The organism is Hoylesella pleuritidis (genome assembly GCF_963541955.1).
Classification (GTDB): Bacteria; Bacteroidota; Bacteroidia; order Bacteroidales; family Bacteroidaceae; genus Prevotella; species Prevotella pleuritidis.
Map to the genome: position 1 here is coordinate 81,254 of NZ_CAUTUT010000003.1, position 16,115 is coordinate 97,368.

General features: G+C 44.2%; 9 protein-coding genes, 1 tRNA gene and 1 pseudogene. 3 read left to right on the plus strand and 8 right to left on the minus strand.

The window, feature by feature from the left end:
* Positions 1–491: 491 nt before the first annotated feature.
* Both RWY97_RS01845 and RWY97_RS01850 read left to right on the plus strand, forming a co-directional pair.
* Entirely contained in the window at positions 492–3,716 is a 3,225-nt protein-coding gene (locus RWY97_RS01845; RefSeq protein WP_390883241.1) for a SusC/RagA family TonB-linked outer membrane protein, read from the plus strand.
* Between the two features lie 23 nt (positions 3,717–3,739).
* Positions 3,740–5,779 (plus strand): annotated as a pseudogene (locus RWY97_RS01850) (RagB/SusD family nutrient uptake outer membrane protein).
* Between the two features lie 723 nt (positions 5,780–6,502).
* Here RWY97_RS01850 and RWY97_RS01855 read toward each other — a convergent pair.
* The 7 genes from RWY97_RS01855 to dnaN form a co-directional block, all read right to left on the minus strand.
* A tRNA-Arg gene (locus tag RWY97_RS01855) sits at positions 6,503–6,580 on the minus strand.
* Between the two features lie 58 nt (positions 6,581–6,638).
* Positions 6,639–8,306 (minus strand): tetratricopeptide repeat protein, encoded by a 1,668-nt coding sequence (locus tag RWY97_RS01860; protein WP_315565186.1) that lies wholly within the window; start codon positions 8,304–8,306, stop codon positions 6,639–6,641.
* Positions 8,307–8,308: 2 nt separating this feature from the next.
* The gene (gene recN / locus RWY97_RS01865) at positions 8,309–9,967 is read right to left on the minus strand and encodes a DNA repair protein RecN (RefSeq protein WP_315565187.1); all 1,659 of its coding nucleotides are present in this window, start codon (positions 9,965–9,967) and stop codon (positions 8,309–8,311) included.
* A 3-nt stretch (positions 9,968–9,970) separates the two neighbouring features.
* Positions 9,971–10,894 carry a type IX secretion system protein PorD gene (porD, locus tag RWY97_RS01870; protein ID WP_462675850.1) on the minus strand — a complete coding sequence of 308 codons (924 nt, stop codon included), beginning with the start codon at positions 10,892–10,894 and terminating at the stop codon, positions 9,971–9,973.
* Positions 10,895–10,904: 10 nt separating this feature from the next.
* Positions 10,905–12,113 carry a bifunctional phosphopantothenoylcysteine decarboxylase/phosphopantothenate--cysteine ligase CoaBC gene (coaBC, locus tag RWY97_RS01875; RefSeq protein WP_315565188.1) on the minus strand — a complete coding sequence of 403 codons (1,209 nt, stop codon included), beginning with the start codon at positions 12,111–12,113 and terminating at the stop codon, positions 10,905–10,907.
* A gap of 16 nt (positions 12,114–12,129) precedes the next feature.
* On the minus strand, positions 12,130–12,984 hold the full coding sequence (locus RWY97_RS01880) for an exonuclease domain-containing protein (RefSeq protein WP_315565190.1): 855 nt from the start codon (positions 12,982–12,984) through the stop codon (positions 12,130–12,132).
* Between the two features lie 9 nt (positions 12,985–12,993).
* Positions 12,994–14,118, minus strand: coding sequence for a DNA polymerase III subunit beta (gene dnaN, locus RWY97_RS01885; RefSeq protein ID WP_315565192.1), 1,125 nt, complete (start codon positions 14,116–14,118; stop codon positions 12,994–12,996).
* 174 nt (positions 14,119–14,292) lie between these two features.
* Here dnaN and RWY97_RS01890 point away from each other — a divergent pair, with 174 nt between their 5' ends.
* Positions 14,293–14,694, plus strand: coding sequence for a DUF3127 domain-containing protein (locus tag RWY97_RS01890; RefSeq protein ID WP_024991238.1), 402 nt, complete (start codon positions 14,293–14,295; stop codon positions 14,692–14,694).
* 266 nt (positions 14,695–14,960) lie between these two features.
* Here RWY97_RS01890 and RWY97_RS01895 read toward each other — a convergent pair whose 3' ends face one another.
* Positions 14,961–16,103: a glycosyltransferase family protein gene (locus RWY97_RS01895; RefSeq protein ID WP_315565193.1), complete on the minus strand. Its 1,143-nt coding sequence runs from the start codon at positions 16,101–16,103 to the stop codon at positions 14,961–14,963.
* Positions 16,104–16,115: the final 12 nt, after the last annotated feature.

Genomic DNA, 16,115 nt, shown 5'->3' on the forward strand with positions numbered 1-16,115 from the left:
CGCACTATCTTTGTAATAAGAGGTATATGAGGAGATGAGCAGTAGTCCTATACTTCTCATCGTCTACTCCTATACCTCTTATTTGTTACTAAAATACCTATAAAACGGATAATATAATTTATTTGAAGCAAGGTTTTATGATTATCGTCGAGGAAACACTCTGTTTCCTTATGATTTTCAGCAATTTTCAAAACAAAGAAATAAGCAGTGCATATATGTATAATTTTATTATTATGGAATTAATTTAGAATGCGTATTTAAGTTTTGGTCAAAGATTAATAGAGAAAACGTATCTTGCGTGTTAATAAATGCAAAAAAAAAGATTATATTAGATAAATTGCATACTTTTGCAACAATTATTAAATAATGGTCTGATACATAAAAGGTAGCGTATAAGCGATAAGTGGAACGATGCCGTGAGATATTGATACCTACCTAATCAGAATAAATATTGTGGAGATTTCTTTAATTAACACGTAAATATAATAGCAATGGACAAAAACGAGAAGCATTTTCGATTGAGAATCTTTCTGACTGGGCTATTGATGATGCTGTGCGCAACAGTTTCAGCACAGGACATCAAGGTGACCGGTGTGATCAAAGACACAAGTGGTGAACCGGCAATTGGTGCTACGATCCGAGTTAAGGGATCTAAAAGTGGAACCGTTACCGATATTGACGGTAATTATTCGATTATGTGTGCCCCGAATGCCACCTTAGAAGTAAATTATATCGGCTATGAGCCGCAGGTGATTTCGGTCAATGGCAGGAGAACCATTAACGTCACGTTGAAATCTTTAACAACAGACTTGACAGAAGTGGTGGTTGTCGGTTATGGAACGCAGAAAAAGGTGAATGTGACCGGTGCTGTCAGTATGGTGGGCGGCGAGGCTTTGGAAAATCGTCCTGTGGCCAATGTCACACAGGCATTGCAAGGGACGGTGCCCGGTTTGAACTTCTCTGCGAATAACAGTGGTGGAGAGTTGAATAACTCAATGGGTATTCGTATTCGCGGAATAGGTTCTATCAGTGAAGGATCTTCGGACAGTCCGTTAGTCTTGATCGATGGAATAGAAGGTAATCTCAATTCTATCAATCCCAATGATATTGAAAATATATCGGTCTTGAAAGATGCCGCTTCTGCTTCTATTTATGGTACGCGTGCCGCTTTCGGTGTGATTTTGGTAACAACCAAGAGTGGCAAGTCGGGTAAGGTAAGAATCAATTATTCAGGTGATATTCGTTTCAGCACGGCAACCCAGTTGCCTGAAATGGCCAATTCGTTGGAGTGGGCCGACTATTTTAATGTGGCAAGTCGGAATGCTGGTGGTAGTAATCCTTTCAACGATGAGACGATGGAGAAAATGCGGAAGTATTTCAACGGTGAGTTTACAGATCCGAAGAAGCCCGAATACTATGGAACCACAGCCGGAAGTGATGGCAGGTGGAATAATTATACAGGCTCGTTTGCCAATACAGATTGGTTTAAGGAGCATTATAAGAAAAATGTTCCTTCTACTCAACATAATCTGAGTATGAGCGGCGGTACTGAGAAATTTAACTGGCTCGTCAGCGGTAGCTATTTCCTGCATAACGGTTTAATCCGTCACGGTCACGATGAACTGGATCGTTATACGATGAATGGTAAGATCAATGCTTGGCTTACTGATTGGGCGCGGATGGAATATATTACGAAGTGGACACGTGAAGATTATGAACGGCCTCAATATATGAGTGGTCTTTTCTACCATAACATTGCTCGTCGTTGGCCTACTTGTCCCGTGATCGATCCTAATGGGCGTTATATGGCTGAAATGGAGATTTATGAATTGGAGGACGGAGGTATCCGTCGTAATAATGACGATTTGTTTACACAGCAATTGAAGTTCATCTTCACGCCTGTTACAGGGTGGAATATTTATACAGAAGGTGCTTTAAAAGTAGATAACTTTAAGCAGACGACCAGTTTGATACCAATCTATAATTATAATGTAAAGAACGAACCGATACTGCGCGACAGTGGTTATGGTACAGTGTCTAAGTATCAGGATTATCGTTGGCGTCAGAATTATTATTCGATAAATGTGTATACGGATTATACGAAAACTCTTGGTTTGCATTATCTCAAGGGCTTACTTGGTCTGAACTATGAACGTTACAATCGGGATTCTGCTACCGGGGAAGGTACGCATTTGACAACGACCGAAAAACCGTATCTCAGTCAAACACAGAAAAATCCCAAAGTCGGTGACTCTTATTGGAATCGGGCAACAGCCGGTTACTTCGGGCGTATCAATTACAACTATGACGAAAAATATATCTTAGAGTTTAATCTCCGTTATGATGGTTCTTCAAGATTTACCAATGACAACCGGTGGGCTTGGTTCCCGTCAGTCTCTGCCGGTTGGAATATCGCCCGTGAAAAATTTTTCCATAAGTTGACCGATAAGATCAGTACGTTAAAACTTCGTGCTTCGTGGGGACAGCTTGGAAATACCAGTTCAAAGTATGATTCTTTCTGGGATTGGTATCCTTTTTATCAGCAACAGTCTATTGCTTCTGAGAATAGCAATTGGTTGATTAATGGTAAACAACAAAATACCGCTAATCTTCCGGGTATCGTTAATAGCACATTGACGTGGGAAACGATCGAGACTTGGGATTTCGGTTTCGATTGGTCTGCATTCAACGGTCGTCTGACAGGTGCATTTGACTGGTATAGTCGTACGACAAAGAATATGATTGGTCCGGCTCCGATTTTAGGTTCCGTTTTAGGTACAAACGCACCTAAGACCAATAACTGTGATATGCGATCGACAGGTTGGGAGGTTGAGATTGGTTGGAGAGACCATATCGGTGATGTGAAATACGGCGTTAAGCTTAATCTTGCAGATGCTACGGCCAAAATATTGCGCTATCCTTATGACGGTAAGTTCGAAAATCAAAAGGTTACTGGGTATTACAATGGCAAGCGACTCAATGAAATTTGGGGGTATGAGAGTGCCGGTTTGGCAAAGTCTGATGCTGAAATGACAGAATGGTTGAAGAACAATAAGCCTAACTGGGGCAGCAACTGGGGAGCAGGTGACGTGAAATACAAGAATCTGGTAGATCGGGTTGATGAGAATGGAAAGAAGATAGACGAAGGAGTCGTGAACAACGGAAGCGGAACAATCGGTGATCACGGTGACTGGAAAGTAATCGGTAATTCGACGCCTCGTTACAATTTCGGAGTTAATCTCAACGCAGAATGGAAAGGCTTTGACTTCTCCATCTTTTTCCAGGGTGTGATGAAGCGTGACTGGATGTTTGGAGAATCTGACTCTTACTTCTGGGGTGCAGTAGGGGATATGTGGCAGTCGACGGTATTCAAGAAACATCTTGATTATTGGTCGGAAAGTAATAAAGGCGCATATTATCCCAAACCCTATCTGGATCGCGGAATTACGAAAAATAACAAATCACAGACTCGTTACTTGCAGAACGCTGCGTATATGCGTTGCAAGAATATTCAGTTCGGCTACAGCCTGCCTTCCGCACTTATCAATCGCGTCGGTATGACCAATTGCCGTGTTTATTTCTCTTGTGACAACCTGTTTACCGTGACGAGCCTATCCCGTGTCTTTGATCCTGAATCGCTCGGTGGTGAATGGGGAAGTGGAAAATTGTATCCCTTGCAGAGAACGTTCTCATTTGGAGTGAATGTTAGTTTCTAATCATCATTAAACAATTCATCATTATGAAAATCAAAATAAAGAATATCGGTGTATGTGCAATAATGGCTGTTGCCGGGTTGTCGGCAACGTCCTGTAATGATTTGCTTGACCTGAAACCTATCAGTCAGATTACACCGTCAGACTATTATAAATCCGCAGACCAGTTGGCTGCCTATCTGAATAGCTATTAGGCCGATTATCTGTCGAATCCATATACCGGAATGTTTCATACAGCAACTTATAACGACGGTATGGCCCAGTCTGATGTCAATACGGACATCTTCGTACAGGGAGGCGGGAATACTACATTATTTGCCGATAATCACTGGGAAGTGAGTTCGGGAAAAGTATTGCAAGATTACTTCGGTGGTGTGCGCATGTATAATTTTTTGATCAATAAGATCAATAAAAGTGTGGAAAATAAGACACTGGCCAATGATGCTGCTGTAAAGAATTATCTGGGTGAAGCTTATTTTTTCCGTGCTCTTTGCTATTTCCGTTTATTGGTACGATTTGGAGATATGCCTATCGTAAAGGAAGTTTTGCCCGATGAAAACAATACCATTGTGGCTAATAGCATTCGTTCTCCGCGCAATGAAGTGGCTCGTTTCATTCTCTCTGATTTGGATCTGGCCATTCAGAATCTCTACGACCGCAGTACGTTCAATGGACAGCGTGTGAACAAGCAAGTAGCTCAGTTGTTCAAATCCCGTGTTGCTTTGTTTGAGGCCACATTCGAGAAGTATCATAAAGGATCCGGTCGTGTGCCGGGAGATGCTAATTGGCCCGGAGCCAAAATGTCTTATAACCAAGGTAAGACATTCAATATCGATGCAGAAGTAAAGTTCTTCCTGCAAGAGGCAATGGCTTCTGCAAAAGCCGTAGGCGATAAGGCTGAGCTGACAACCAATAACCATACTATTCAGCCGAAGGTAGGAACGATCACCGGATGGAATCCCTATTTCGAGCTGTTCAGCCAACCTTCTTTGGCGAATGTACCCGAAGTGTTGCTTTGGAGACAGTACAGCAGTGCGTTGAGTATCAGCCACGATGCAACTTACCGTACGAAAACGGGATGTAATGACGGTTTTACCCGTGTGTTTACAGAGTCGTTCTTGATGAAGAACGGTCTTCCAATCTATGCTGCCGGTAGTGCTTATGCCGGAGACAAGACCATCGATGCCGTAAAGAAAGACCGTGACGAGCGGCTCCAACTCTTTGTCTGGGGCGAGAGCACCCTGCTTGAGTCCGCCCCCAATGCTCTGCGGCGGGGAGCCGTGTATAGCGAGCCGGATTCGGTTCAGAACCATATCACGAACTCGGAGGCGCAACTTCGCTGTATCTCTGGGTACCAGCCGCGCAAGTATTACACTTATGATTACAACCAGACGATGAACGATGAGCTGAAAGGAACCAATGCCTGCCCGATTTTCCGCACAGCCGAAGCACTGCTCAATTATATAGAGGCTTGCTATGAGCTGAACGGTTCTTTGGATGCCACGGCACAGAGTTACTGGCAATCTCTGCGCGAGCGTGCTGGTGTAAGTACTAACTATCAGGCAACGATTGACGCTACCGACCTCTCCAAAGAGGGTGATTTCGGAGTCTATTCGGGTACGACAACTGTTTCCAAGATGTTGTACAACATCCGTCGTGAGCGTATGAACGAGCTGTTCAGTGAGGGATTGCGTTTCCAAGACTTGATCCGCTGGCGTTCATTCGACCGAATGATAACCACCAAGTGGATTCCCGAAGGTGTAAACTTCTGGGAGGCAATGTACAAGACTTACATCGACAAGAAAGGAAACGAGCCTAAGTCCGACGGGTCGGCTGAAGCTCTGGTTTCTTCAAGAACTTTGGGCAAGTACCTCAGACCGTACAGCCGATCAATGCAGGCCAGCAATGAACTGAAAGACGGATATAAATGGCACGAAGCCTACTATCTCAATCCGATCGGAATTGGCGACTTGCAAACGGCATCTCCTGACCGAAGCACCGCTAACAGCAATTTGTATCAAAATCCATATTGGCCTGTTGTGGCTGGCGGTCACGCAGAAAAATAAATGAAGAAATCATCTGCTGATTCTTATCATTATTTGGTTTGAATGAGCATATCATAATCGGTGAGCCTTGCTTTATAAAAAGCAAGGCTCACCGATTATCGTTCATTGCATTACGATCGATCATATCTGATGCGTGTTGTACAAGATCCGCTGAGATTCCTGTAACCAATAGTTAAGATGTACGCCGTTTAATAGTCTCTCATCGGGAGATTAACGCCTGTTTGAAACGCAATAGAGCCTGATTAAAAAATGGTGGAGTCTTCTTGGTAAACTTCATACCCTTTTTATCGAATCTTTATACCTTGTTCACTGAAACCCTCTACCTTTTTCATTGAAACCTTATATCTTTGAGGAGAAAACAATAGGACTTTTCTGCTAAAAAGTCCTATCGTTTTAAATGAAAAATACTATCGTTTTCCTAAAAAGGTCCTATCGTTTTATAGAAAAAGTACTATCGTTTTTTAATACAGTTCCTATCTTTTTATAAATCTCTCATTTACAGAATGTTACAGGATTGCTTTTTAGGTCATTTTTCTTGTCGTTGATTCCTTTTTTTCTGTCGTGTTTCCCTTGCCGTATCTCGCCTCTATTTTCATTTTGGCACATAGTTTCAATATAGGAATTGGGTTAAAACCGATATCTTCCGGGAGTGTTTTATGAATCGAATAACTGTGTATAAACGAGAAAAGAGGAGTTCGGTACTGAACTCCTCTTCTTTTGTAGTGGTGATTCCGTTGGGGTTCGAACCCAAGACCCACAGCTTAGAAGGCTGTTGCTCTAATCCAACTGAGCTACGGAACCATCATTTGTTGACTGCAAAAGTAGTACTTTTCATTGGGATATGCAAATTTCCGACGGCTTATTTATATTTCTTCAACAATGCATCTGCACGTTCGTCGCCCAAATCTTTGGCCTTTTGCAGGGCTTGAAGGCCTGCTGTCTTGTCTTTGCTCTGCATAAGTGCCACACCGAGAACGATGTAGGCATCGGCATACTTGGGGGCTAACTCGATGCAATGGCGGGCGCTTCGCACGGCGTCTTCAAACTGATTAACGCGCAAATGCAGCGAGGCTTTTTCGGCCCAATATGTAGGCTCGTCCGGAGTCATCAAGATGGCGCGGGCAATATCATTCAAAGCCTGTTGGAAATGGCGTATTTTCACCTCGCATTGTTCTCTTGTGTAGTAGAACTGGCTGCTTATTGGCCGTCCCAACATCAGTGAGTCGTACAGGTTGTAATCCATAATGGCCTTGCGATAGTCGCCTGCCGCCTCCCATTCTGCACCTCGGGCCAGAACGTAAGGGGCTGCCACGCTGTTCAACGGCTGCGGACACGCGGCTACGGCACTGTCTAACAAAGCCATAATCTCGCTTTTCGGCGCTTTGAGATGACTCTTGCATTGGGCCGCTTCATAGTATAATTCACCATTGCGAATGGGTGTCTTCGTCAGCGATAAAAACAAGTCGTATGCTTTCTGATAGTCACCCTGTGCATAAATAATCTGTGCCTGTTGGTGCAAATACAGCGGTTGTGGATTGATTTCATAGGCTTTACGGGCTTCATCGAGTGCTTTGTCGAGACTCCAAGCGGCAAAAGGTTTGTCGTTTTTGTATATTTCCTTTTGATAGATGACCTTAGCATAGCTCGAATGAGCTTCATCTTTCCGAGTTACTTGCCGGATAGCGGTCTCCATTTCGGATGCAGCTGCACTGAATTGGTTGGCATCTGCAAAGATCTGCGCACGTGTCGTATAGCCGTCTGCGAGCATAGGGAACTTGCGGATAAAGGCGTTTACGTAACTCATTCGCTGCAAAGAGTCGCGCCGGTCATTCGCAAGCATCAGCGTAAGCAGCGCATCTTCCTGCTTATCGGGTATCCCGGTTCTGATTCCGCAACGGTTCAACACGGGGTCGTTGACGGACAATCCTGTCAGCGTAAAGCTATTGATAAATCGCGCATCGGTTGCATACACGTCCGAATTGGTTGTGGAATGTTGCAGCAGACCGAGTACTTGACCGTTTTGATTGACATAAGGTGACCCTGTGGCATTATCTGGGGCCGGTGTTGAGAGGATGTAATAAGTGTATATCTGCATAAAAGTTTCCTTGCTCTTGATGATTGCCGACCGAATCTCAGGGGCTTTGAGCGAGTAACCGACGAGCCAAATCTTGCTCTCGGGAGCGGCCGACGACGTGGCCAATAGTGCTCCGACAGAATTTCCTTTCACGCGAAACTTGCACACATCATATAGTTCATTGGCACCGATAAGCTCTTCAACGTCCTGCTTATTGCCCTTAGCATCGACGACAACGGCCTTTGCCGCACCCACAAAAGGTGTCCACGTGCTGATGGCCGTGCCCCGGTTATCGACGAAAATACCTCTGCTCGAAGCCAAGATAGAACCGTCTTGCTTGAAAGTTGTCAGCGTAAAGACTGATTTTGCAACGTTTTTCACTGCACTGCTCTGTGCTTTTGCGCCTGTAAAAGTGATAAACAGGCAAAGCCATAAGGTAATTATCTTTTTCATATTCATATTTTTAATAATGCCTTGGCATTTGTAATCGCAGCTTCGGTAACGTCGCTCCCGCTCAACATCTGCGCTATTTCGCGAACGCGTTGGTCGTTATCCAACTCGTGCATACGACTGATGGTACCCTCGGCAGTTTCTTCTTTCGATACTTTATAATGTGTAACGCCCTGCGCAGCGATTTGAGGCAGATGCGTAATACTGATCACTTGGCGATGTTGTCCGCCCATTTCGCACATCATCCGAGCCATTTGTTCGGCCACACGACCGCTTACTCCTGTGTCTATTTCATCGAAAATGATGGTCGGGAGTTTAACGGTGCCGCTGATCATAGCCTTCAATGAGAGCATCACGCGTGCTATTTCGCCGCCCGAAGCTACATCGCTCACGGGTTGCATCGGTGTGCTTCGGTTGGCACTGAACAAGAAAGCCACTTGGTCTGCACCATCATCGGCAAGTAGTTTCTCCGTCATTTGTATCTCGAACCGCACATTAGGTATGCCTAACGGCATCAATCTTTCTCGCATTTCTTGCTCGATTCGCCGGGCCGCAGCTGTCCGTCGAGTCGTCAAATCCCTTGCAAGCTCTCTGCATTCGGCTTCATATTGAGCCACTTGTGCTTCTTGTTCTTTCAGTTCTTCATCGCTGTTATCAATGCTATTGATTTGCGTTTGTAGTCGGTCAGCTATCTGAATGAGTTCCGAAACCGATTCAACGTGGAACTTGTGTTGCAACGAATAGAGCGTATCGAGTCGTTCGTTGACGGTTGCCAAACGTCGAGGATCGAAGTCAATTGTTTCTAATTGTGTTTCGATTTCACGCGAAATGTCTTTCAGATCGATATAACAACTGTCTAAGCGAGTTGCTAAATCGGCCACATCAGGATACATCTGCTCGATGTTTTGCAGCTGATCGGCTGCCGCATTAAGACTTTCCACGATGCCGTCGTCGTCTCCTGCCAAAATCTGATTAGCCGAATAGAGGGTACTTTTGATCTCTTCGGCGTGATTCAAAAGACTTGACTCCCGTTCAAGCGACGTCTGTTCGTCTACATCTAACTGTGCTTCCGTCAGTTCTTTCAGTTGAAAACGTAGAAAGTCTTCATTATCCCTGCTCTCATTAATGGCTTTTCGCATTGCGTTTAACCGTTTTTCAGCGTCCCGGTAACCGTTAAACGCCGTGCGATATGCCGTTAGTTGCACGTCGTCTTGCGCCAGAGTGTCAATCACTTTCAGTTGAAAGTCTTCCTTATTAAGCATCAGATTCTGATGCTGACTGTGTATATCGACCAATTGTTCACCCAAATCTTTCATCGCAGAGAGTGCTACCGGCGTATCGTTGATGAACGAACGACTCTTGCCGCCAGCATTAATCTCACGCCGAAGAATACAATCTTCGGGTTCGTAATCGATGTCGTTTTCGATGAAAAACTGTCGGCGGTCATAGCCAGAAAGGTCGAAATGCGCCTCAATTACACATTTAGTTTGTCCCGACTTGATGACTTTCGTGTCGGCACGATTGCCTAAGAGTAGGCCGATTGCACCCAAAATAATACTTTTTCCGGCACCGGTTTCGCCTGTAATGACTGAAAAACCGGGTCGAAAAGCAATTTGTAACTCATCGATTAGCGTGAAATTTCTGATATATAACTGCTTGAGCATCTTTTAATTTTTGATTTTCTCCCACGCGTTTTGCTGACTGGCGTTGATCGAGAAAAGGATGTTGTAAATGCGTTCTTTTTCTTTCGGTGTACCCTTTCCTTTGTAAATATGAGCCAACTCATCGCGTTTGAAGTCGGTCCAGATTTGTGGAAGAGCACTCAGAGGCTTGTCTTCGTGACATTTTTTCAGGTCATTCTCGATCGCAGTCGAGATATTCGTGCGTCCTCTTTCAGCGTTATTGGCCATTTCGTCTAAGCCTTTGCGGTAATAATCGTATTGCAATTGGCGGAAAGGTTGCATCGCTCCATCTATGTAATCATTGATAACGGCAAAGCGATTACGCCTATCTTCAAAGGCTTTCCATCCTGTAAAATTCAACCGTTGAGCGTTGTTCACAACGTTCATACATCGCTGCAAAACAGTCTCTCCACCCATTGGAGCAAAGCTGTCAAGGTTAATTCCAATGATGAGATAGGCATAATAAGCTATCAACGCCGTGAGTTGGTTGTCTATATTGTCGTCGTTGAAGTTGAGTTGATCAAATGGTGCAAATTCAAAATCGAAATGATTGTCTGTATTATTATATAAGGTAGAGGTGTAAGTAGCATTATAAACAGGTCGGTTTGCTTGTATCAGCGCCTTGCAAGAGAATGCATTCGTGGTCGTATTATAGCTTGTCACTGTAATGTTCAAGCTACAAACAATACGCTCGTTGGGTTGAAATTGCAGATCAGTCCATTGTCGTTCGTTGACAAACTGCTCTAATGTACGTTGCAGATTATCGAAAATCGTAACATCAGTACGCTCAATTTGGTTGTGATTGATTGTTACCCGCATTCGCAACTCTTGTGAGTCTGCGGGCAGCCCCAAACTCAATATAAGCAGAAAGGTTGCAATCAATCGGTTGATGAGAGGGCATTCATTCATTGCTGATACATCAAAAGGTCTGGCATAGCTCATCGATAATATCACGAGCAACGGCTGTTTTGGGCTTCTTTTCAAATGATTTGCACGCCGATTTCGTAATAATCGTAATTTGATTGTCATCACTTTGGAATGTGGTTCCGGCGTTTCGGGTACTGTTGAGTACAATAAAGTCGAGGTGTTTGGTCTCAAGTTTGCGACGAGCATTGATTTCTTCATTGTCTGTTTCAAGTGCAAAGCCCACCAATCGTTGGGCTTTTGTTTTCCGTTCACCCAAAGTTGCAGCAATGTCGGGCGTCGGTTGCAGGTGAATAGACCATTCGTTGCCCTCCCGCTTGATTTTCGTCGTGGCCGATTGAACCGGTTTGAAGTCGGCAACTGCAGCACACAGAATACCCACATCGGCCTTTTCGAAATGCGAAAGGGCTGCATCGTACATTTCTTTACTGCTTTCTACGTTGATACGATGAATCTTTTTCGCGCACGATAGGGCCACTGGTCCGGAGATAAGGGTTACTTTTGCACCTCGTGCCAAACATTCCTCAGCCAGTGCAAAGCCCATTTTCCCACTCGAATAGTTACCAATAAAACGCACAGGATCAATCTTTTCATAGGTTGGTCCGGCCGTAATCAGCACGTGCTTCCCCGTTAATAGAGACGATTCTGCGGGTTGTTGAATATCCGAAAAATAATCGTCTAAGATTCGGACAATCGTTTCCGGATCTGCCATCCGGCCTTTTCCTTCAAGTCCACTGGCCAAAAAACCACTTTCGGGAGCAATAATTCGATTGCCCAAAATGCTGAGTTGATCTATATTCTGCTGTGTTGTAGGATGCGAAAACATATCCAAATCCATCGCAGGAGCGATGAAAACAGGGGCTTTCATCGACAAATAAGTAGTAACAAGCATATTGTCTGCAATGCCGTTGGCCATCTTTCCCAATGTGCTTGCCGTGCAGGGAGCAATCAACATTGCATCGGCCCAAAGCCCAAGATCCACGTGCGAGTGCCACGTTCCGTCTCTTTGGGCAAAGAAGTCGCTGATAACGGGGTGCTGACTCAGCGTTGCCAGTGTGACAGGCGTAATAAATTCCTTACCTGAAGGCGTAATAACGACCTGCACTTCGGCACCTCGTTTGACGAGTTCGCGGATTATCAAACACGCTTTATACGCTGCAATAGACCCCGTTATGCCTAAAACGATTTTCTTTCCTGCTAACATATCGACTGCGTTTTAATTATTTGGAATTGAATTCTCTCAATCGGATGCGGGTGAGTACTTGTTTCGTATTATTCGTGAAGTCGCCGGCCAACATCCAACTGTAATATCCCGGGTCTCTATGCAGCACGTCGGCAACAGCCCACCCCTTGTATTTCCCAAAATTGAACACTTCTTGTTTACGTGTGTTTCCGGCCTCATCGAGCAGTGGCTGACCATCTTTCCCCTTTTGGTTTTGCCAAACAATACGCCCGGCAAAATCTACATTGTCATTAATCTTTGAGAAATCAGCCAGGAAATCCATATCATTCGGCAGTGCACGATCGGCTTCTTCAGTCTGACTTGGATCATATTTCGAGAGCTCTCCTTGTAAAACGCGATATGTTACTTCTGCATCCTGGTCGGCTCTATGTGCTTCAAAATCTTCTTCCATCTTTCTTCCACAATAGAATTTGTAGGCAGCAGCCAGATTACGACGCTCCATTTTATGGAAAATTGTTTGTGCATCAATAAGCCGGCAACGTGAGAAATCGAAGTCAATACCTGCTCGCAAGAACTCTTCTGCAAGCATCGGAATGTCGAAATGATTTGAGTTGAAGCCAGCAAAATCGCATCCTTTAAACTTCTCTGACAGCGAAGCGGCCAGCGATTTGAATGTTGGTGCATCGGCAATGTCGGTATCCGTGATGCCCGTCAGCATAGAAACTTCTTTCGGAATAGTCTTTCCCGGATTCACAAAGATATTTTCACGCTCTTCTTTTCCATCCGGATACACCTTTATATAAGAGATTTGAATAACCCGATCGTTCACAAGATCAAGCCCCGTCGTCTCCAAGTCGAAGACGATTAGGGGCTTTGTCAAATTTAATTTCATATTTTTTCGTTATTCGTTCAGCAGCATCGGCATAATCAGCATCAGCACATCCTCGTTCTCGGGTTGTGTCACCGGAATGATAACTCCAGCCCGACTGGGATCTGCCAACTTAATAATCACTTCGTCACTCTCTAAGTTACTCAGAATCTCCGACAGTGAACTACCCTTAAATCCGATGTTCATTGCCTGACCGTTGTAGTCGCAAACGAGACTCTCCTTGGCACTGGTTGCGAAGTCAATGTCTTCTGAAGACAATTCAAGTTTACCCGACTCCAAATGGAAACGTATCAATTGGCTACTCTCACTGGCGAATGGAAGTACACGGCGCAAGGCTCCGAGAAGAGCTTTGCGATCAATAGTGAGCTGATTGGGATTATCTTGTGGGATGACGGAATTATAGTTAGGATAACGTCCTTCGATTAATCTGCATGAGAGAGTACCGTCTGCAAAGCGGATCTCTGCATTGCGAGCATCGAATTTAATGACGACATCGCCGCCGTCTTTGCTTAATACATTCTTCAAGAGTGTGGCTGGTTTCTTCGGTAAAATAAATGCAGCGGGAACATCACTCTTAATTGAAAAGTTCTTGTCTCGTACCAACTTATGTCCGTCACTGGCAACAATGGCCAAACTCTCTGCGGTAAGATCGAAATAGATTCCGTTCATTACGGGACGTAACTCATCTTGAGCTGTTGCGAAAAGCGTACGTGTAATGTTATCGCTCAGTACTGACGAACTGAGAGTAATAGCTGTTGCACCATCGGGAATGGGCTGAACGCGGGGATATTCGTCGGCATTTTGCGCTGTGAAGTTATATCGTCCATTCTGATACATCACATTGATTGTCAGTGCATTGAGGTCGATCTCAAATGAAAGAGGCTGTTCCGGCAGTTCTTTTAGTGCATCGAGAATTGTCCGATTGGGCACGGCAAAGTTTCCGTCGCCGTCGCATTGGTCGAGCGTGAGCACAGATTGCATAACATTCTCGCTGTCTGAGGCTGTAATATGCAGCTGATTATTACTTACATTGAATAAGAAACTGTCAAGAATAGGCAGTGAATTTCTACTGTTTATCACCTTCGCCAATGTCTGCAAACGGTTGCTGAGAGCCGTACTGGATAATGTAAATCGCATTAGTATTTATCTTTTAGTTATTACTCGATAATTATTAATTAGGTACAAAAATACAAAAAAGCGGTGTGCCAAGCAAAAAAAAGGCGGGAAAAGTTTCGCATTTTAGAACTATTTTATTAATTTCGCATCTCGAAGACAGGCCTGAACAGCCATAAACTATAAACAAACAAGAAGATGGAATTACAAGGAAAAGTAATCGCAGCATTACCGGAGAGAAGTGGAGTTTCGGCTCGTGGAGAATGGAAAGCGCAGGATTTCGTCATCGAAACACACGAAGCTTATCCACATAAGATGGTGTTCACCGTATTCGGTGCAGACCGCTTAGCCCGGTTCAATATACAGATCGGACAGGAAGTGATGGTCTCTTTTGACATCGATGCACGTGAATACAACGGCAGATGGTTCAACAGCATCCGCGCTTTTGATGTTCGGATGGTTGATCCGGCTTCTATCGGAATGCAAGTTCCGCCCCAAGCACCGATGGATTCTGCACAACCCGCAGCTCCGCAAAGTGATGCCCAGGCTCCGTTCCCACCTCAAATGCCGGAGAATAGTGCCGATGATCTGCCATTTTAAGTGGCATTAAGAAATTGATTTTATCTCGACCTGTCATTAGAGAAAATAGAATTAATGTTCGCTTGTATATAACTGAGAATCAGATAAGTATAGATTGCATTGCGTTTAGTTGTTATTTGTCTTACGTTTAACGGTTAAACGAACGATGATTAACAGTTAATTGCAGTGTAATTAACGGTTAATTAGAAACGAAAAGACGAAAGGGTGGAAAGTAAGAGATATTTTCCACTCTTTCGTCTTTTCGCTTCCCTATTTGTAATCGGTTATTATTTCAGCTTCGTAATCAGCTTTCTCAATCTGTCGGTTACCTTGTCATCAACGGCTTCTATGGGCATAAAGCCTTCCGTCAAACCGAGAATATCTTTCATAACGAATAATAATCGAGAAGCAAATTTCTTGATCCTGAGATGACGAAGCATTTTTGTCAGTCCGTCTTCATTGTAATTCTCAAAGCGAATCAGTTCGAACAGATCGATGAGATGTCGCATCGAGACATTACGATGACTGATTTCATATTTAAGATTGAGCATCATCGTGCAGATCATCCGTTCCGTTTCGCCGTCTTCTTCGGTGAAATCATCTAAACAGTTACGGGTAAACAGACTGCCGGTAAACACCTGTTCACGTTCCAAATGTCCCGTAGGGATAGATAGACTTGTGGGGAAGCGGTCAATGTGTTCAATGGAAATATCGGGTAAAGGGTGTTGAAGTCGGACGAGACCCAGCTTAATTATGTCGAGCACTCCTTCATCATTAGTATAGATAAAGATGCGTCTCCATTCCTCATCAGACAATTTCGACAGACAGGCTGCAGCTTCTTTACGCAGTCGATCGTTACTTGCGACCATCTCATCAATCCCGAATTGTAGGAGAAAACAGATGGCATCTTCAGTCTGTTCGCCGATCATAGCATAGCAATTGGAGTCGAGTACTTTCTGATAAAGCGCCATCATCTGTTGTGCCATATCGTTATCCGACAGTTCATTGGTAAGTAGTGAATTTCTGATTACTTGTGTTTTGTCATTCCATCCCAAGTGTTTAAAAGTCTCATTCTCCATCGAATTGCAGAGATGTACAGCCGAAACAGTCTCTGCCATAATGCGTTGATAAGCAATAATTTGTATCGATTTGTTTCGATGTTTCTTGTGAATGATCCACGGTTGAAGCCCTCCCATCGGCGAGAACACGGTTGGGATACTTTGTTGTTTGGCTTTCGCAGCTAATCGAGCTGATGCATATACCCACGCACCTATAATGTGAATGAGATCGTAGTCGACAATGGATTTCGGCTGTTTGGCTGTCACCTCAATCTCTGCCGATGGTTGCAGATAGTGGCTGAGAATAGAAACAAACTTGTGATTCGTCTCTATCCGGTCTATTGTCCGGGGTATATAAATCAATATTCTCATCGTTTTGGGGTA

What these genes read in the sequence shown, in the direction of transcription:
- RWY97_RS01845 (WP_390883241.1), top strand. Translation starts at nt 492, where the DNA reads ATGGACAAAAACGAGAAGCATTTTCGATTGAGAATCTTTCTGACTGGG.
- RWY97_RS01860 (WP_315565186.1), bottom strand. Translation starts at nt 8,306, where the DNA reads ATGAAAAAGATAATTACCTTATGGCTTTGCCTGTTTATCACTTTTACA.
- recN (WP_315565187.1), bottom strand. Translation starts at nt 9,967, where the DNA reads ATGCTCAAGCAGTTATATATCAGAAATTTCACGCTAATCGATGAGTTA.
- porD (WP_462675850.1), bottom strand. Translation starts at nt 10,894, where the DNA reads ATGAATGAATGCCCTCTCATCAACCGATTGATTGCAACCTTTCTGCTT.
- coaBC (WP_315565188.1), bottom strand. Translation starts at nt 12,113, where the DNA reads ATGTTAGCAGGAAAGAAAATCGTTTTAGGCATAACGGGGTCTATTGCA.
- RWY97_RS01880 (WP_315565190.1), bottom strand. Translation starts at nt 12,984, where the DNA reads ATGAAATTAAATTTGACAAAGCCCCTAATCGTCTTCGACTTGGAGACG.
- dnaN (WP_315565192.1), bottom strand. Translation starts at nt 14,118, where the DNA reads ATGCGATTTACATTATCCAGTACGGCTCTCAGCAACCGTTTGCAGACA.
- RWY97_RS01890 (WP_024991238.1), top strand. Translation starts at nt 14,293, where the DNA reads ATGGAATTACAAGGAAAAGTAATCGCAGCATTACCGGAGAGAAGTGGA.
- RWY97_RS01895 (WP_315565193.1), bottom strand. Translation starts at nt 16,103, where the DNA reads ATGAGAATATTGATTTATATACCCCGGACAATAGACCGGATAGAGACG.